12 protein-coding genes are annotated in these 18103 nt (G+C 50.4%); 3 read left to right on the top strand and 9 right to left on the bottom strand.

The window, feature by feature from the left end; genetic code table 11:
* The first annotated feature begins 68 nt into the window (after positions 1-68).
* The gene (locus V5J35_RS06265; protein WP_354010425.1) at positions 69-965 is read left to right on the top strand and encodes a hypothetical protein; all 897 of its coding nucleotides are present in this window, start codon (positions 69-71) and stop codon (positions 963-965) included.
* Between the two features lie 49 nt (positions 966-1014).
* Here the strand turns inward: V5J35_RS06265 and V5J35_RS06260 are convergent, their stop codons facing one another.
* Positions 1015-1683 (bottom strand): hypothetical protein, encoded by a 669-nt coding sequence (locus V5J35_RS06260; RefSeq protein ID WP_354010424.1) that lies wholly within the window; start codon positions 1681-1683, stop codon positions 1015-1017.
* A gap of 241 nt (positions 1684-1924) precedes the next feature.
* On the opposite strand from V5J35_RS06260, the gene V5J35_RS06255 reads away from it, so the two are divergent.
* Complete coding sequence (locus V5J35_RS06255) at positions 1925-2566, top strand: hypothetical protein (RefSeq protein ID WP_354010423.1); 642 nt, start codon at positions 1925-1927, stop codon at positions 2564-2566.
* 118 nt (positions 2567-2684) lie between these two features.
* Positions 2685-5897, top strand: a complete 3213-nt coding sequence (locus V5J35_RS06250) for a hypothetical protein (protein ID WP_354010422.1) — start codon at positions 2685-2687, stop codon at positions 5895-5897.
* Between the two features lie 72 nt (positions 5898-5969).
* Here V5J35_RS06250 and pntB read toward each other — a convergent pair whose 3' ends face one another.
* The 8 genes from pntB to ssnA all read right to left on the bottom strand — a co-directional run bounded on the left by pntB (position 5970) and on the right by ssnA (position 18096).
* Entirely contained in the window at positions 5970-7367 is a 1398-nt protein-coding gene (gene pntB / locus V5J35_RS06245; RefSeq protein WP_354010421.1) for a Re/Si-specific NAD(P)(+) transhydrogenase subunit beta, read from the bottom strand.
* An 11-nt stretch (positions 7368-7378) separates the two neighbouring features.
* Positions 7379-8911 (bottom strand): Re/Si-specific NAD(P)(+) transhydrogenase subunit alpha, encoded by a 1533-nt coding sequence (locus V5J35_RS06240; protein ID WP_354010420.1) that lies wholly within the window; start codon positions 8909-8911, stop codon positions 7379-7381.
* 109 nt (positions 8912-9020) lie between these two features.
* Complete coding sequence (gene arcC / locus V5J35_RS06235) at positions 9021-9956, bottom strand: carbamate kinase (protein WP_354010419.1); 936 nt, start codon at positions 9954-9956, stop codon at positions 9021-9023.
* Between the two features lie 153 nt (positions 9957-10109).
* Positions 10110-11429 carry a guanine deaminase gene (gene guaD / locus V5J35_RS06230; protein WP_354010418.1) on the bottom strand — a complete coding sequence of 440 codons (1320 nt, stop codon included), beginning with the start codon at positions 11427-11429 and terminating at the stop codon, positions 10110-10112.
* A gap of 115 nt (positions 11430-11544) precedes the next feature.
* Positions 11545-14436 carry a molybdopterin-dependent oxidoreductase Mo/Fe-S-binding subunit gene (locus V5J35_RS06225; protein ID WP_354010417.1) on the bottom strand — a complete coding sequence of 964 codons (2892 nt, stop codon included), beginning with the start codon at positions 14434-14436 and terminating at the stop codon, positions 11545-11547.
* Position 14437: 1 nt separating this feature from the next.
* On the bottom strand, positions 14438-15280 hold the full coding sequence (locus V5J35_RS06220) for an FAD binding domain-containing protein (RefSeq protein WP_354010416.1): 843 nt from the start codon (positions 15278-15280) through the stop codon (positions 14438-14440).
* A gap of 76 nt (positions 15281-15356) precedes the next feature.
* On the bottom strand, positions 15357-16697 hold the full coding sequence (locus V5J35_RS06215; RefSeq protein WP_354010415.1) for an NCS2 family permease: 1341 nt from the start codon (positions 16695-16697) through the stop codon (positions 15357-15359).
* Positions 16698-16770: 73 nt separating this feature from the next.
* Entirely contained in the window at positions 16771-18096 is a 1326-nt protein-coding gene (gene ssnA, locus V5J35_RS06210; protein WP_354010414.1) for a putative aminohydrolase SsnA, read from the bottom strand.
* Positions 18097-18103: the final 7 nt, after the last annotated feature.

The following is an 18103-nucleotide window of genomic DNA, read 5'->3' as shown; positions in this document are numbered from 1 at the left end:
AGTCTTGCGGGCGTGCAGGCTGTGTTATGCTTCTGACAGGTTGTGGGAATAGTCCAGTAAACAGTGCAGTGATAGTAACGCAGCAATTTATAAATGATTTCATTTTTCGCATCAGGCAGGTGAATCCTGCTGCCCGCCTTGAGCAGGCAGAAAACCCCGGGCAAAAAGAAAGCTCCATGCTGCCTTTACTGAATGCACTCAATGAACGGGTTAATCAACCTGTTGTCTGGGAGAGTGAGCCTCCGTCACCAATGGATGCAGGTCCTGTGTTTGAAGCTCTGCTTAAAGCCATCAGGCCGGACAAGCAAAGAAGGTACGCGATAGCCATCAAGTTCCTGCTAAAAAACATGCTGAATCAGAACTCCTATATCTTCAGGGCATTGCACGCTGAACCCCGAAACTTATCCGTCAAATTGTCGAAGTCACAGCAGCGCTATACTGTTTTTGTGGCAAAGGGTGAACCCGGACATGGAGTCTGTTTGCAGATCGTTCTTCTGTGGTTGAGGGAGCAGTTAAGTTTTCACATGACAACCAGCTTCCCAAGGCTTGAGGAAAAGAATGTTGTCGCCAGCAGGCGGGCTTGCGATATTGCGGAAAAGGCAATGGTAAAAGATTCCGCTGTTGGAACTATTGTCCTGGAGGCAGAACGGCTGGGTTTAATAGCGCAAGAATTGCCCTGGAACAGGAACTTTAGAAACATCCATGAGTCATTCGATATCAATCCCGATATCAAAGCCGTTTTTATGACTCTGTGGTTTGGCCAGCATGCTATCGCTGTCATTCAGGAGCGGTCTGGTTCATTTCTGTTTTATGATGGCAATGCGGGTTCTTACCGGATCCAACGCAATAACCTGATGGAGTTTATGATCACTTATAACGATGAGTGTCTGCCTTTGAAATGGTCTGACTACAATACCAGTTCATTGACACCTTTTACCCAGATCTTTTCTGTAACCAGAAAATGAGTACACTTTTCCTCCCGGTTTTTGATGACGATGGCTTTTGAAGCATCGGTCAGGTTGACGCCATTTTTTCTTCCAGAACTTTCCAGCCTTCATCCCAGTCCCTGACGGTGAACGCTTTTATCCAGCATTGTGGCAGATAAACACTTCCCAGCATTTCAGCCGCAGTGGCCTGGGCCAGAGAGCATGTTTTCATTTTCTTATGCAGGTCATAAGCCATGTACCCCCTGGCCTGACCAAGCGTCCCCCGGACGAATTTATAGGCAGCGCGAGCTTTTGAGCCAGCAGATTGTATCGGGCTGAGGCCAGGTACCATATCGACACCGGTTCTGACGAGTTTTTTGGACTTCTGGTTTATGACATAACGAATGATGTTTTTGCAGTTTTGCCCTTCCCCATCACGGCAAACACACTCGTAATTTTCTGTTTCCAGCAATAAGCGGAGGCAGGCGAGGTGACGGGTTGTGCTCATAACGGCAGGCACTTTAGCCACTGTTTCGGAAAGGTTACCGGTCAGCAGCCTTAAGCCTTGCATAGCTACGTGCTTTGCTGTTCTTTTCACCACTTCCTGTTTCAATTGCTCTAACAGTGAAGCCTTGTGGGACTCATAATAGTTAAGAAGTTCCGGATCAATGTCTGGCAGTGGTGTATAACCCTGTGCAGCGGCACCAGCAGCATCAACAGCGTCAATGGGATTAAGGCCAGAAAAATAATTTTCCATGGTGAGTTCCGGTTCAAAGGCAGAGGGCTTCAAATGGGCAAAAAGCTATCCGCAGTGTAGGCAGGATTTGCCCCACATTCCTCATGAAGGCTTATCCAGAGAGTAATGGAGACACCTTTTTTAACCCTCTGTAAATCTGTCCTTTGTCGTCTGAACTAACCTTATACCCAGCTTCTTTTTGCGACGCCATAACAGGGTGGCGCAATTGGTTTGGTCTATTCCTGATTGAAGGTCGTTAACGGTGACAATAATCAAGATGTTCTCGACGAGAGGCTATAAGACTACTGCTATAGATGTGCGATGGAATAAGAAAAGAGCGGGGCGTTATGTCAGTTTTGAGCCCGTCTGGGACATAAATAACGCAGGCATATGCACAGCAGCGACACTCACCTGGTTGAGAAAGAGTATCGCAACAGAAGGGAGGGGGGTTCGTAGCGTTGATGAGCTTGGCCCACCGTACTTAATGGCAATTATACAGGGGGCTTATACTCGCGGGACTATTCCTTTTGTTAACAAGGATAAATATAAGCTGGATAAGTTTGATGGTATTCCTGCTTTGATCAGTAGTCAGAATCTTACACCCGGAGAGTCTGCAAGAGGGGCAGGTTTCTTTGATCCCACATTTGTTATTAACTGGGTATCACGTAAACCCTGCCACTGCCTGTTTGCTTTTCTGCATCCGGCGGGTGAGTCAGGACACATGATAGGTCTGCGATATGATGGTCAAATCATAGAGACATTTGATCCCAATTTTGGTTTATACCAATATTCTGATACTGGAATCTGCAAAGAATTTATGAGGGCACTGGTTGTTGAATATTATCTTTATTCTCTGGGAGGGGAATGGATCGTATATGAAGTGAAGCCTCCGGCGCAGGAATGAGCCCAACAAGCTTCCGGTTAACGATATGGGTGCAGAATCTACCTCTTAGGAGTTGAACTAGCTGGCTGATACGGTGTCCAACAATTTTCGAACAATAATACGGAAAGGCCTTTACCCTATGGATGCTACAGGACACTACCAGCCAGGCTTACCAACTGCAAAAGATCAGAAGCCTTCTGACAAGCCAGAAGAGGCAAAGAAAACAAGCCATGCCGGGCGCACTGTCAGCCAGCAGAGTCCGAAGGATTCCAGCTCCATTATCGCTCAAGCCAAAGCATTGGCTGGACCTGATAAGCATCAAACTGAACAGTTAGTTGCAAAAAGAAAGACAGATGCTGCAATAACAGAGGCTGCTGAAAAGCTGGACCTTTCAACCAGGGCTATTAAGAAATTCATTAAAACCAATGACTTGTATAAACCGGTTGAAGTGGAATACGGCCTTCATGGCTTTTCCGACAAAAGTCAGCGTCTGTTTATTTTGATGTCGCAGTATAAAGACTTAATTCTCGAGCATACCGGACTGTTGAATCAGATATACGGCATTATTTCTCCTGTCAGCCCCAAATTTAAAATGGTGGATAAGGCTGTCAGGGCAGCTGCCATTAAAAGGAATCAGACACCTGAAGAAAAGGCGCTGCTGGAGGAAGTGTCAGCGGTTCCCGGTAGTGATGAGCGTAAGGCAGCGTACTGGAACGAAAGAGGGTATATCCGGCTTTATTCGGCTTTCTGTAAACAGCGTTTTGGAGCTGTCTGTAAGGCTCCTCCCATGCTTGAAAAATTGCGTGATAAAGACCTTTATATTCTCAGGGCAGAAGAGTTTATTGCCCAGAATCTTGAGTGGATGGGTGTGCTTGCAGAAGTTATGCAGTGTAGTATTGCTCAGCACCGAGTCGCTGAACTTGAAAGCTGTATTAAGGAATTTGATGTAGCGGCAGAAGGGGCTGCCGCGATCATCAAAGATTCTGTCATAGTATACATGGCTAATGAAAAACAGGAGGAGCTGCGGGCGGTTCTGGCTGATAACAGACATTACCTCGAACACTGGCTGGAGATATTCAGAGATTCTAAACAGAAGCCGTGTGACAGCCAGAAATGCATCAACGCTATTGTCACGGCAATGGTTCTCGACAAGCCGGAAGTGGCTTTGGAGCTGCTGGCAGAGTTCAGCCACCGAATAAAAAGTGGTGACTTACCAGCGAAAGATTGCATGTTGTTCTGTATGCCGCTGATGAGTGCAGTGACCTGGTTATATGACCGGGCAGAACCTCTGGGGGAACATAAGAAGCGTGTTGAGGGTGCGAAAAAAATAGTTGACGCTTTTGGAGAGCTAATCAGGCATATAGATGAGAACAGACTGGTGAACGATGAAAATCGGGCCTCGCTACTGCATTTATTCCCGAAAATTAACTTACATTGTGATGCAATAGTCCAGCGTTTGAGGACCTTAGAGCAGAGAGGCCTTGATATTGGCAATGAGCTGATTCGTGAAGAAGAGGCTCAAAAGCAAAAAGTCCAGACAAAACTTGAGAAGCGTGAACGACGAAGGCAGAGGCGAATAGCGCAGCAGCAGACTGCCCGGGCAGCGTCACCCGATGCGCCTGTTAATGAACCTGATAACCGACCTGATTATGAGGTGCAGCTACACCCTTCCCTGGTGAAAGCACTTGATGCTGTTTCCCGGAAAGAATCCAACAAGGTCGTTAAGTCAGCTTTTAATGAGGTTATAGAGGATAAAGACGCCAGTGTGTTCGACAAGGCCCAGGCTCATTATGGGTATGCCGATGTTCTGGCAATCCGGCTGGTTCCGCGTCTGGAGAAACTGATTGCTCTGGTAGATGCTACTTATGACTATGAGCTGGTACTGCAAACGGGTCAGCTTCCTCCTCCTGAGCATGAATTTCGTTTTAATGATGTTCTTAGAGAATTTAAAGATCAGGTTAAAGATGTCAACTGGGGGGTTCTGGAAATAGCACAGGCGATCAGATCTGCACTGGATGTGTTTTATGAACTGGAAGATGAACAAACAGAATTTCTGGATCAACTGCTTGAGCTGCACCATCTTGCAGAAGACCTGACTAAGCAAGCTGAAAAAGTTTCAGCTTGCTGTATGCGATTGCCTGAAATTTACCAACGGAGGGGGGAGGTGCTACGTCAGCTACCAAAGACAGGGCGAAGTGGGAAAGGAAACAAAGAGATTATTGAAGAAAGCATGAGGGATATTCAAAGGTTTAGTGTGAAACTGAATGGTAGTATCGCATTTATAAAGAACTTACTGAATAAGAAGAACATAAAGGACACTGTAAAAGAGGCTCAACAAGACTGTGCCACAGCCCGAAGACCCCGCAGGGTACGTTTTAGTGATGAAAGTATGATTGACACCTTGCCGGTTCAACTGCGAAACGAAGTGAAACGGGCAACCGGTATTCCTGATACAAGAACGGAACCGGCAACTGCGCCAGAACAGGCTGAAGGTCTTGTACAGGAGGCGCCTTCTGAACAGGTTCTTCCGGATGAGCCTTCTGCTTCAGCCCTATCCAGTCAGGCAGTCAATCAGCCAGTCAGCGAAGAAGACCGTTCTGGCGCAGAAGCTTCTGGCAGCGCTGAAACCAAAGCCGAAGCTATTGCGGCGGAATCTCAGGAACCTCAGCCATTTCAGCTGCCATTTGGACTGTTTATGCCTGGGGATGTTTTTGATTCTCTTGAACAATCACTTAAAGACACCCAGCTTTCCTGGCAGATGGGAAAGAGAGGTTTAACCGCAGTTAAACACACAGAAGCTGCGTCAGCACCAGAGGCATCAACCGGTGCAAAAGAACCTCAGCAGTCCGGCAAAGGGAAGAAAAAAGGTAAGGGGAAAAAACAGAAAGCGGCTGTGAAAAAACAGGTTGAATCGAAAAAAGATGACATGCTTGCTGCAACAGGTAATATCATGCAGCTGCGTGTGCGCGATTACCTGCAAGCTTTGATCACCGATGAAAAAAAGCCCAATGGAAAACCATTGCCTGAGAAGTTTAACCTGGAAGGTGTGAAAGCCAGAATTCAGGCTGGCACCTTTTTGTCGAACCCTGGCTCGCTGGAGGATTTTGCGATTCTGTCAGATGCGCTGGGAATACCTGTTCGTCTTACAGCCAAAGCGACCGAAGTATTTAATTGCCGGACGGGTCTGAGCAAACCCCTGAAAATTGAGATGAATGAGTACCCGGAGGCGCCTTATTTGTCACTGGAGTACTTTACGACTGAAAAAGACCGTCACTGGTTTACCTCTCTTCCCCATCTCTTTGAATACGTGGAAGAAGAGACTGCAAGGAAGCTGGAGCAAAAGAAGCAATAGTTTGAACAGGAAAGGCGACAGGGTTCAGTGTGTGAACCTTGTCGCCTGTATTCTGTTAGAAAAGATGGCTGCTCAGAAGAAATTCAGAATATCCAGTACAGACTTCTTCGCATCACCAAACAGCATGCTGGAATTATCCTTGAAGAACAGCGGGTTCTGGACACCGGCATAACCGGTTGCCATCGAACGCTTAAAGATCACCACCTGACCGGATTCCCAAACCCTGAGTACCGGCATACCGGCTATCGGGCTGTTAGGATCGTCCATGGCAGCCGGGTTAACAGTGTCGTTTGCCCCGATGACCAGAACCACGTCGGTGTCGACAAAGTCATCATTCAGCTCATCCATCTCCTCAACGATGTCGTATGGCACTTTGGCTTCAGCCAGAAGTACGTTCATGTGTCCGGGCAGCCGTCCGGCAACCGGATGAATACCAAAGCGAACGTTGATGTTTTTCTCCCGGAGCTTGTTGACCAGCTCCTGCAGAGGATGCTGGGCCTGTGCAACCGCCATACCATAACCGGGGGTGATAATAACGCTGGTGGCATTTTTAAGCATTTCTGCCACGTCTTCCGCACTGGATTCCGTGTGTTCACCCTGATCTTCACTGGCAACAATAGTGCCGCCTTCGGTACCAAAGCCACCAAGAATCACAGAGACAAACGACCGGTTCATGGCCGCACACATCAGGTAAGACAGAATGGCACCGGAAGAGCCGACCATGGCACCGGTGATAATCAGCAGGTTGTTACCCAGCATGAAACCAGTGGCTGCGGCAGCAATACCCGAATAGGCGTTCAGCATGGACACCACCACAGGCATATCGGCACCACCAATACCCAGAACCAGCGTAATACCAAAAACAAAGGCAAAGGCTGTCATTAACGACAGTGCCAGCATGTTTTGCTGCTGCACAAAGACCACGGCCATCAGTACAGAGGCACCGATAATAGCAAGATTGGTCCAGTGACCTCCGGGCAGGGAAACCGGGCGGCTGGAAAGGCGACCGTGAAGTTTCAGGCAGGCCACTACAGAACCACTGAAGGTCACGGTGCCGACCATCACACCAAAGCCTATTTGTGAATCATGAATCATGATTTCAGCGGCGGATATCATTCCGGTCACCAGCCCCGCCGCAGCCGAGGCTTCAATGGCGCTGGAAAAGCCGATCAGGACGGCAGCCAGGCCACCAAAACCATTCAGAATAGCGACCAGTTGCGGCATCTCGGTCATTTCAACCGTTCTGGCGAGATACAGCCCGATACCGGCACCGGTAATCATCAGCACAGTTACCCAGTTCATACCGGCGATACTGGCATGGGCTATCGTGGCAATGATGGCCACCGCCATACCAAGCATGCCGTAAAAACTGCCGTTTTTGGCGCTTTCCTGTCGACTCAGTCCGGCCAGGCTCATTACAAACTTCATGGCTGCGAGCAGATACGCAGAGACCAGTAATCCTTCAGACATGGTTAACCTCCCTATTCCTTGATAAACATTTTCAGCATGCGCTGGGTGACCGCAAAGCCCCCGACGATGTTCACCATCGCCACGACAAGGGCAATACCCGACAGTACCAGTACCGCACTGTTGTCACTGCCCATCTGCATCAGGGCGCCAACGACAATAATGCCGCTGATGGCATTGGTTACGCTCATCAATGGTGTATGCAGGGCAGAGGTCACGTTCCAGATCACGTAATAACCGACAATAGACGACAATACAAAGACGGTAAGGTTTTCCAGGAAGCTTGCCGGCGCGGCATTCGCCACCCAGCCAAACAGACAGGCTCCTACTACCAGCAGGGCAGGCTTTAACCAGGGGCGGGAAGGTTTCTGCGGTTTTTCTTCCTCTGCGGCTTTGGGTTGAGCTTTGGTCGTCGGGGCAGCACTGACCTTAACAGGCGGCGGTGGCCAGGTAATATTGCCTTCTTTGATAACGGTCAGGCCACGAACCACTTCATCGTCAAAATCAATCACCAGCTCGCCGTCTTTTTCTGGTGTCATCAGCTTAAGCATGTTGACCAGGTTGGTACCGTACAGCTGTGAAGACTGGGTAGGCAGACGACTGGGCATGTCAGTAAAGCCAATCACGGTGACGCCGTGTTTTACGACAGCTTTATCTTTTTCTGTGCAGGCGCAGTTACCACCGGTAAGGGCAGCCAGGTCGACGATAACGCTACCGGGTTTCATGGCTTTTACCATTTCTTCGGTAATCAGCCGGGGAGCCGGACGTCCGGGAATCAGCGCAGTGGTGATAATGATATCGACGTCTTTGGCCTGCTCCATAAACAGTGCCATTTCGGCATCAATAAACGCCTGGCTCATCTCTTTGGCGTAACCATCGGAAGAGTCCTGTTCCTCTTCATAGTCAAGTTCCAGAAATTCAGCCCCCATGCTTTCAACCTGCTCCTTAACCTCAGGGCGGGTATCAAAGGCACGGACAATAGCACCCATGCTGCCAGCAGCGCCAAGAGCCGCCAGACCAGCCACACCAGCACCAATCACCAGAACTTTAGCGGGGGGAATTTTACCAGCGGCCGTGATCTGACCGTTAAAGAAACGACCAAAGTGGTGAGACGCTTCAACCACCGCACGATAACCACCAATGTTTGCCATGGAACTCAGGGCATCAAGGGATTGGGAGCGGGACAGACGAGGCACACTGTCCAGTGCCAGCACGTTAATATTGCGCTGGCTTAACTGGTTCATCAACGCTTCGTTCTGTCCGGGCCAGATGAAACTGGCAAGGGTTGCCCCATCTTTTAACAGGCCAATCTCCTCGTCCGAAGGTTCATTAACCTTCATCACAATATCAGCCTGCCATACCTCGCTGCGTGGTTTAATCTCAGCTCCGGCATGAGTGTAAGCGTTGTCATCGAAGCTGGCTTTTAATCCGGCACCACTTTCAACAATTACACTGTAACCCAGCTTAATCAGCTTTTTGACAGTATCCGGTGTGGCCGCCACCCGGTTTTCATTCGCCTGAATCTCTCCGGGAATCCCTATTTGCATAATCTAAACTCGCTTATTCTTGATTCTGGGAAACGATTTGAGGCCACGTAGGTTGGGTGGAACGTAGTGATACCCAACCTACGAGCATCAATTTTATTGAAATAATGAGCTAGTAATACGTCACTTGTCCCTCAACGTCGGGGCGAATGACGGTCCCGGAATCTGAACAGAGAATTTCACTGCAACGACTCAGGGAACCAATGGCAGCCATTTTTCCGGTGTTCTTCACAAAATCGACAGCTGCCTCGATTTTCGGGCCCATGGAGCCGGAGGCAAAATCAAACTGGCTAAGCCCTTCAGGAGTTGCGGTACGAATATCTCTGGAATCCGGATGCCCAAACTGCGTAGCAACGGCGTGGACATCAGTCAGAATCAGGAAGGCGTCAGCGTTAAGCTTTTCTGCCAGCAGGCTTGAGGAACGGTCTTTATCGATAACGGCTTCAACGTCTTTTAACAGCCCGTCTGTGGTGCGCCTGACGGGGACACCGCCGCCGCCACCGCAGATCACGGTAATATCTTCGGCGCTGGTCAGATGTTGCAGTGACGGCAATTCAAGGATGGCCTGAGGTTTTGGCGATGCGACAACTCGACGGAAATGTTTTCCGTCTGCTTTTATTACCCAGTCAGGATGTTCTTTTAGCAGGCTGTCAGCCTGTTCACGGGTGTAAACCGGGCCAACAAATTTATCAGGATCGGAAAACGCCGGGTCATCACTGTCGACCAGGGTTTGTGTGGACATAACGCACACTTTCTGTCCTGGCATCTGGTTACGCAGTTCCTGTTCAAACAGGTAGCCGATCATGCCCTGGGTTTGAGCGCCCAGTGAGTCCAGAGGATAAGGTGCAACCTCTTTATAGTGATCATTCATCAGCGCCAGCAAGCCAACCTGTGGCCCGTTGCCGTGGGTCAGAATCACCTGATGGTCACGGGCGATTCTGGCAATGGATTTTGCCGCGATATGAATGTTTTTACGCTGGGTTTCACAGTCAAGGGGTTCACCACGCTGGAGGATCGCATTGCCTCCCAAAGCTATAACAATTCTCATTGCACTTCCGTTTAATGGTCAAAATAATAATTAATAATTCTCTTGTGGTGATTTTCAGAAGTGACGGCATTCCTGTCCTGACTGCAACGAAAATCCTGGTTAAATGAATCCCTTTTCTTAAGCAGGGAACCTTAAAGCAAATAAAAAATGATGTTATCGGGTACAGGAGTAAACCATTGTTCCGTCGACGTATGTCCGGTAAATGTTCCTGTCATCACCGAGTGTCATCAGCACAAACAGCTTTTCACTCAGGGTGGTTGAGTTATCCCAGCGCAGTTGTTGTACCTGGGTGGCCATTGGGTCAAGCACCACAAAATCAGCCTCCTTGCCAATGTCAAAATTACCAATTTTGTCATCCAGATACAGAGAGTGAGCGCCACCCAGCGTTGCCCGGTAGAATCCTTCCAGTGCTGACAGTTTCTGCTGTTGCAGCTGTACAACCTTGTAGGCTTCGTTCAGGGTCTGGAACATATTGAATGAGGTGCCTGCGCCCACATCCGTCGCCATACCAACCCGCACATTGCCTTTCACGGCTTTGGGGTAATTAAAGAGGCCGCTGCCGAGATACATATTGGAAGTAGGGCAGAACGCTACAGATGATCCGGTTTCTGCCATGACCTGCCACTCCTGTTCTTCCAGGTGGATACAGTGGGCATAAACACTGCGCTCGCCTGTTAAACGGTAATGGTCGTACACATCCAGATAGCTTTTACGCTCGGGGAACAGGGATTTCACCCATTCAATTTCACTGGTGTTTTCAGAGAGATGGGTTTGCACATAGGCATCAGGGAACTCTTCCCGCAGGGCCATAGCTTTTTCCAGTTGTTCCGGGCTGGAAGTAGGTGCAAACCTTGGGGTTATGGCATACAGCAGACGATTGCGCTTGTGCCATTTTTTCAATAAGCGACGGGAGTCGTCGTAACTGCTTTGTGGTGTATCCAGCAGTTCATCCGGCGCATTGCGATCCATCATCACTTTACCGGCGATCATTCGCATATTGCGCTGGTCGCACACTTCAAACAGCGCATCCACCGATTCCGGATGAACACTGCAGAACACCATGGCGGTGGTGGTGCCGTTTTTCAGCAGCTCTTTAACAAACAGCCCTGCCATCTCTTTGGCATAGCGTTTGTCGCCGTATTTCATTTCGGTAGGGAAGGTGTAGGTGTTCAGCCATTCGAGCAACTGTTCGCCATAAGCACCGACAATCTCCATCTGTGGATAATGGATATGGGTATCAATAAATCCCGGTACAATCAGTTTGCCCCGGTAATCGCAGATACGCAGGGACTCCGGCAAAGCATCCTTGCCATCTTCCCACTCACCGGCGAAAGCGATCTTGCCCTGATTGATAATCAGCAGGCCATCTTTGATATAACGCAGATTGTTTTCGATTAATTCCAGTTCACTGCCGACTTTGCTGATATCCAGCAACGTTCCCCGGACAGCTTTAACCGTATTTGGGTATTGCATGACAACGCCTTTCTCTATTTATTTGCTTTAAAGCTTCTGGCACTGGCTCTCAATGGGTCTTTGTGGGCTATGTTATTGAAACCGGGGCAGTTTTAATTACCCCGGTTGTTTGTTTTTACTTTTCCCGCAAAGCTCGCAGCATTTTCTCCGGTGTTATATGCCAGTCACGAATCCATACACCGGTTGCGTCGTGTATGGCTGAAACAATAGCCGGTGCTGCCGCATTAACACTGATCTCGGACACCGATTTCGCTCCGAACGGACCGACCGGATCATTACTGGGTACCAGTGTCGCCAGGAAATCTTCCGGCAGGTCACCCACCATAGGCGCTCCGTAGTCTGCAAAGTTGGCATTCACTACACGACCTTTGTCGTCATACTGAATGGCTTCCTGCAGGGTATGGCCGATGGCTCGCAGGCTGGCGCCGTAGATCTGTCCCAGTGCCAGTTCCGGATTGACCGGTGTGCCGCAATCCACCAGGGCATGGAATTTACGCAGAGAGACTTTACCGGTACGGGTATCCACCGCCACTTCGGCAAAATTGGCACCGTAAGGGAAGGCAAACTCACTGGTGATAAAGCTGCCCTGTCCCATCAGCTGCCCGCAGCCGGTGCCGCTTTCAGCGTATTCCGCGACTTCGCAGAAACTGATGCGCTTGTCTTTACTACAGGCGTCTTTACTACAGACAATGCCCGGATATTCCACGTCCAGTGACTCAAAGGGTTCTTCCAGAAGGTGAGCAGCGGTTTTCAGAATCTTTTTGCGCAGATCTTCAGCGGCCAGCTTGGCGGCATTGCCGGAGAAACAGGTACCACTGGAGGCGTATGCACCCTTGTCAAACAGACAGCTGTCGGTATCGCCGGACACCACATGAATATCATCCAGACTGGTACACAGTACTTCGGCGGAGAGTTTTGCCACCACGGTATCCAGTCCCGTACCAAGGTCTGCACCGCCGGAGTGGGCAATCAGGGTGCCATCAGAAGCCAGCTTGATCCAGGCATTGGCCTGGTCAATGTCGGGAATACCTGACTTCTGTTGCATGGTTGCCAGACCTCGGCCAACACGGATATGGGACTCGGCAGGTTCTTCTTTAGGCGTGTTCCAGCCAAACTGATCCGCCCCCTGTTCCAGCACTTTGCCTAATGCACAGCTATGGGCAACAGGTACAGACGTTGGCAGCTTGCCTTCGCCCACTTTACCCAGTAACTCCAGCGACTGGCCTTCGTGTACCCGGTTTTTCTCGATCATTTCCAGCTGGTCGATGCCCAGGGCATCCGCCATTTCTGCCACGATCATCTGTACCGCAAAGTTACCTTTTGGACCGCCATACCCCTGATAGGCTCCGGTAGGAACAATATTGGAGTAGTAAGTGGTGACCTTGAACTTGACGTTATCGCAGGGGTACAAAGGCAGGGAAATAGCCGGAGCGTTGCAGGGAACGGTCAGCGCATGGTTGCCATAAGGGCCGGTGTTAAAACGGAAATCAACGTCGAACGCTGTAATGGTGCCGTCTTTTTTCGCCCCCATCTTGATGGCGATTTCAGCTACATGGCGGGTAGAGGTGGCTATAAACTCTTCTTCCCGGGTGTGCCTGAACAGTACCGGACGACCGGTGGCGTGAGTGGCAAAGGCGCAAACCTCTTCGACCAGAATGTCCTGCTTGGAACCAAAGCCTCCGCCCAGGCGTTCTTTGATAACATGGATTTTATGCTGTTTTATGCCCAGAACCGTAGCGATCTTACGGCGAACATGCCATGGCACCTGGGTAGCAGCGCGAACAATGACACGATCCGCTTCCATGTAGGTGTAACAGAGATGCTGTTCAGGGGGTAACTGTTGTGCCTGACGGGACTGATAGGAACGTTCCAGTACCACATCCGCTTCAGCAAAACCTTTATCGACATCACCAATTTCGCCGTGACCGGTGGCTGCAATGTTCTTGCGGGGATCACCACCAAACGGGAAGTTGAAATGAATACGGCCATCGCGAGCATCAGCGGTTTTATTCTGTTCTTCCAGATTATCCGGCGCACCAACGCCATAGCTGATCACGCCATTGTGAACAATGGGAGCGTCGTCTGCCATGGCTTCACGGATGGAAAGTACTGGCTTTAGCTCTTCGTAGTCCACCTTGATGGTTTTCAGGGCGGCTTCCGCCTGTTCTTCGGTTTCTGCGACAACAGCGGCAACACGGTCGCCGTAATGACGCATCTTCTGACCAAACAGACGACGGTCTAATGGTGAAGGTTCGGGAGCTGTCTGGCCACCGGGTGTGTAATAGACATCCGGGCAGTTGCGATGGTCAAATACGGCTACCACACCGGGCATGCTTTCTGCCTCGGTAGTATCAATATGGGTAATGTAAGCGTGGGCATGAGGACTGCGCAGCATCTTCAGGACGCAGGCATCGGCAGCGACAAAGTCTTCCACAAAACAGGCTTCTGCTTTAATGGCTGCTGCGGCGTCAACCTTACCGCCGGGTTTGCCTACATGGCGCAGGTTGTCTGCAAAAGAAGGCGCAGTAGTTTTGTTGAATTGTGGGTTCTTAATACGCTTGCTGGCGATTTCAACTGCATCGAACACCTGCTGGTAAGCACTCTCTCGCAGGAATAAAGACGACAGAATATCGGTGATTTCAGCACGATCCGGATTCGGGTTACGCTTGAGCAGATCGGTCAGCAGCAGGGCGAGGGCAGGGTCGTTATAGCCGGACTGAACGACTCCGGCATCAATCAGGGCAGACTGAACCGGACCCAGTTTGCCATACTCGTTGAGTGATTCAGCGGTGACTACATCGCATCCTTCGAGCTGGGCTGCAATTAACAGGCTGGCATTAACGGTGCGACCATCGAGCAGAATGGTGTCGGAACCGGCAAAACCATAGCCATCGTCACTGTTGCGAACGGAACGCATGCCCAGACGCTTCAGAAGCACCTGAACATTTTCACCGGCTTCAGCCCTGATAACCCGTTCTTTACCGTTAAGATTAAACGTAATATCCATTTTACTGTCCTTTCACCTTGCCGGCCTGAACCTTGCTCGCCTGAACTTTGTTTGCCTGAAGACGGTACTCTTCAACCATGGAAGCCACCAGTACACCACTGACTTCACGCTTGTAGTCAGCACTGCCCCTGAAATCTGTCTCACATGAAACCGTTTCTGCGATACGTTCCTCCAGCTGTTGACGGCTGATGTCGTTGGTCAGGAAGGCAAGAATCGAATCTTCTGCCGGGATACGTGCAAAGGGGATGGAGGAACCGGAGACGGCTATACCGTAGGACTCATTCCCGTCCTTATCACGCTGAATGGCAAAACTGGCATTGACGATGGGCAGGTCGGCAGCACTTTTGCTGACGTTCTGGTTAAAGCAGGCATAGACTTCGGCAGGAACAATGACTTTGGTAATCAATCCTTCGCACTGTTTTTGATACTTTGCCACGGACATGACATTGCCGTCAGCCAACTCAACTCTGGCATCCATAGCCAGCAGCGCAGGAACGATCAGGCAGGCGGGCAGGGCTGCGGCTATTTCACCGCCAAGGGTACACTGGTTACGAACATTACGACTGTAAACCAGGGCAGCCGCTTCGCGTAGCCCTTCAGGTAAAGCGACGTGGTCGACAACGGTTTGCAGTGTTGTCAGCGCGCCAATTTCCCAGCCTCTGGCGGTTTTTTCACAGCCTTCGAGGTCTATGCCTGACAGGTTGATGACGATTTCATGTTCAGTACGGGTCGGAGATGCGTTCAGTCGCGCCCCTCCCGCCATATAAACGGCATCATCACCGTATTTCGTTTTCAGTGCCAGGGCTTCATCCAGGCTCTCAGGTCGTAAAAACTGCTTGATCATTCTTAGTCCTTTTCGTTGCCACTTCTTCTCTGCTTTTTGATTCAAGCTGAGAGAAAAAGTGGGTAACGCCTTCGCATCAAATTCCAAAGATCACAAACTTAAGCGCGAACATAATGGCCAGAGCCCATACACTCACACTGACTTCTTTGACACGGCCTGCCAGCAGTTTGATCACCGGATAGGCGATAAAGCCAAGGGCAATACCGTTAGCAATAGAGAAACTCAGAGGCATCATGATGGTGGTGATAACAACCGGGCCAGCCTCAGTCAGGTCAGACCAGTCCATATCACCCAGGCTGGAAGTCATTAGTACAGCGACGTACATCAGTGCGCCCGCTGTTGCATAACCGGGTACCATGCCCGCCAGAGGTGACAGGAACAGGGTCAGCAGGAACAGCAGACCAATGAATACGGCGGTTAAACCTGTACGTCCGCCGACTGCTACGCCAGAGGCGCTTTCAACATAAGTGGTGACGGTGGGCGCGCCCATAATGGCTCCGACCCAGGATGAAGTACCATCGGTGATCATGGCCTTGCTCATGTTTTCCATTTTGCCGTTTTCATCTGCCAGACCCGCTTTATCGCCTACGGCAATCAGGGTACCGGTGGTGTCAAACAGGTTGACGAACATAAAGGCGACAATGACACCGATCATGTCCGGGTTCAGGGCACCCATGATGTCGAGTTTGCCGAAGATAGGCATAATGCTGGGAGGAAGAGAGACAATACCTGTGAACTGAACGTCACCAAACGCCAGGGCAATACCTGTGACGACTGCAATGGAAATCAGTACGGCGGATTTCATCTTGCGATAGCTCAGCGCCAGAATCAGAAACAGACTGAGGCTGGCCATTACCGGTGCAAAGTCAGTGATTTCACCCAGACCCACAATGGTGCCGGGGTTAGCTACGACAATACCGGAATTTTTCAGGCCAATCAGTGCCAGGAACAGACCAATACCGGCGGTAATACCGATACGCAGTCCTTTGGGAATACTGTTGATAATCCACTCCCGCACTTTGAACAGGCTTAGCAGCATAAAGCCAATACCCCCCCAGAATACGGCACCCATCGCCTGTTCCCAGGAGTAGCCCATGCCCAATACAACCGCATAGGCAAAGAATGCGTTCAGACCCATGCCCGGTGCCAGCCCCACTGGCCAGTTAGCGTACAGGCCCATAACAATACAGCTCAGACCTGCTACCAGGCAGGTGGCAACAAACAGTGCGCCTCTGTCCATGCCTGCTGCTGAGAGCATTTCGGGTACTACAAACACCACGTAGCACATGGTGACGAAAGTGGTGCAGCCCGCCAGAGCCTCCATTTTGACAGTGGTGCCGTGCTGTTTCAGTTTAAAAAGACGTTCAAGCAGGTCGGGTTTCGCTTCGGTATTAAGGTCAGCGTCGGTACTTAGCATTACTTATCCCCTCCCCGGGGCTTTCTTGTTTTCAAGACAGAACCGGCCGGGTGTTAACCCGGCCGGAGTCTGCTTAGTCGAGGTTGTCCATATTTTTCCAGAGGCGTGTAGCCGCTGTGCGTGCCTCGGCATAAATGCCTTCTATGTCAAACGGGAATTCGCGGTCTTCGTAGACAACAGCACCGTCAACCACCACAGTACGTACGCCATTGCTGCCCATACCGAAGGCAAGGTGGCCCGGCAGGTTGTCGCCTATAAACGGCGTTGGACTGATATAGTCGTGAATAACCAGATCGGCCTGATAACCGGGTTCCAGTCGCCCGAACTGGCCGCCAAAGTTGCGCTCCAGCAGACGGTTACCGTTATTCAGGAAGTTCAGGAAACTGTCGGGCCAAAGAGGGCCACCGGCATCACGGTGTTTGAAGAAGGCAAACTTCATTTCTTCCAGCATATCGCTGCCAATACCATCAGTACCCAGAGCAACGTTTTTGAACTTATCAAGCTGGGTGTTGTAGCCCACGTTGTTATTCATGTTGGAACGTGGATTGTGAACCAGGAAACCGTCGCGATGGTTCAGCAGTTCAATGTCGGCATCGGTCAGGTAAGTGCCGTGGGCAATCAGGGATTTTTCATTCAGCAACCCGAAGGAATCCAGACGCTGAAGCAGCTCCTGCCCGTAATGGTGACGACTCCATGTACTGTCGTATTTATCTTCAGCCACATGAATATGCAACCCGCGCCCGGTTTCTTTAACCGCGTCAGCCAGCAGTCCCAGCCCGTCATTGGGTACGGTAAACGGCGCATGAGCACCAATATGGGCTTCTACAAGATAAGGCTCGTCGGCTGTCGCTTTGGCGCTGTCAATCAGGTTGGCAAAGTCGATGTTTTCCTGAACACCGTCTTCCAGTTCCTTCATGCCGAAATTGCGGTCGGTGGTTTCAAAACAGGTCATGCCCCGGAGGCCGGCTTTCATGAAACCTTTGCGCAGAGTATTCAGTGAACCTTTGATAAAGGCTGGTGAGGCGTGATGATCAATAACAGCGGTGCTACCGGACTTGATGGCTTCAAGGGAGCAGATCAGGCCGCTGTAGTACAGAATTTCTTCGTCAATGCCGCGATCCAGTCGCCACCACAGGTTTTTCAGGGTGCTGACAAAGTCAGGGCAGGGTTTGATGTCTGCCATCACGCCCCGGGAGAGTCCGGAGTAAAAGTGGTTGTGGCTGCAGACGATGCCCGGCATAACAACACGGCCAGCTGCATCAATCACCTTTGTCGCCTGTTTCGGATCAATCCCTTTGCCGACCTGGGCGATTTTGTTGCCATCAACCAGAATATCAACCCCTTCGGTCACTGAAGCAGGCTGAAACTGTACAGCAGTAGCATTTTTTATCAGTAGCATTATTGTT

The organism is Endozoicomonas sp. NE40, from assembly GCF_040549045.1.
GTDB classification, from domain to species: domain Bacteria; phylum Pseudomonadota; class Gammaproteobacteria; order Pseudomonadales; family Endozoicomonadaceae; genus Endozoicomonas_A; species Endozoicomonas_A lisbonensis.
Note: the sequence above shows the minus strand (reverse complement) of the source record. Positions and strands in the feature narration are given on the sequence as shown.

What these genes read in the sequence shown, in the direction of transcription:
- V5J35_RS06260 (WP_354010424.1), bottom strand. Translation starts at nt 1,683, where the DNA reads ATGGAAAATTATTTTTCTGGCCTTAATCCCATTGACGCTGTTGATGCT.
- V5J35_RS06250 (WP_354010422.1), top strand. Translation starts at nt 2,685, where the DNA reads ATGGATGCTACAGGACACTACCAGCCAGGCTTACCAACTGCAAAAGAT.
- pntB (WP_354010421.1), bottom strand. Translation starts at nt 7,367, where the DNA reads ATGTCTGAAGGATTACTGGTCTCTGCGTATCTGCTCGCAGCCATGAAG.
- V5J35_RS06240 (WP_354010420.1), bottom strand. Translation starts at nt 8,911, where the DNA reads ATGCAAATAGGGATTCCCGGAGAGATTCAGGCGAATGAAAACCGGGTG.
- arcC (WP_354010419.1), bottom strand. Translation starts at nt 9,956, where the DNA reads ATGAGAATTGTTATAGCTTTGGGAGGCAATGCGATCCTCCAGCGTGGT.
- guaD (WP_354010418.1), bottom strand. Translation starts at nt 11,429, where the DNA reads ATGCAATACCCAAATACGGTTAAAGCTGTCCGGGGAACGTTGCTGGAT.
- V5J35_RS06225 (WP_354010417.1), bottom strand. Translation starts at nt 14,436, where the DNA reads ATGGATATTACGTTTAATCTTAACGGTAAAGAACGGGTTATCAGGGCT.
- V5J35_RS06220 (WP_354010416.1), bottom strand. Translation starts at nt 15,280, where the DNA reads ATGATCAAGCAGTTTTTACGACCTGAGAGCCTGGATGAAGCCCTGGCA.
- V5J35_RS06215 (WP_354010415.1), bottom strand. Translation starts at nt 16,697, where the DNA reads ATGCTAAGTACCGACGCTGACCTTAATACCGAAGCGAAACCCGACCTG.
- ssnA (WP_354010414.1), bottom strand. Translation starts at nt 18,096, where the DNA reads ATGCTACTGATAAAAAATGCTACTGCTGTACAGTTTCAGCCTGCTTCA.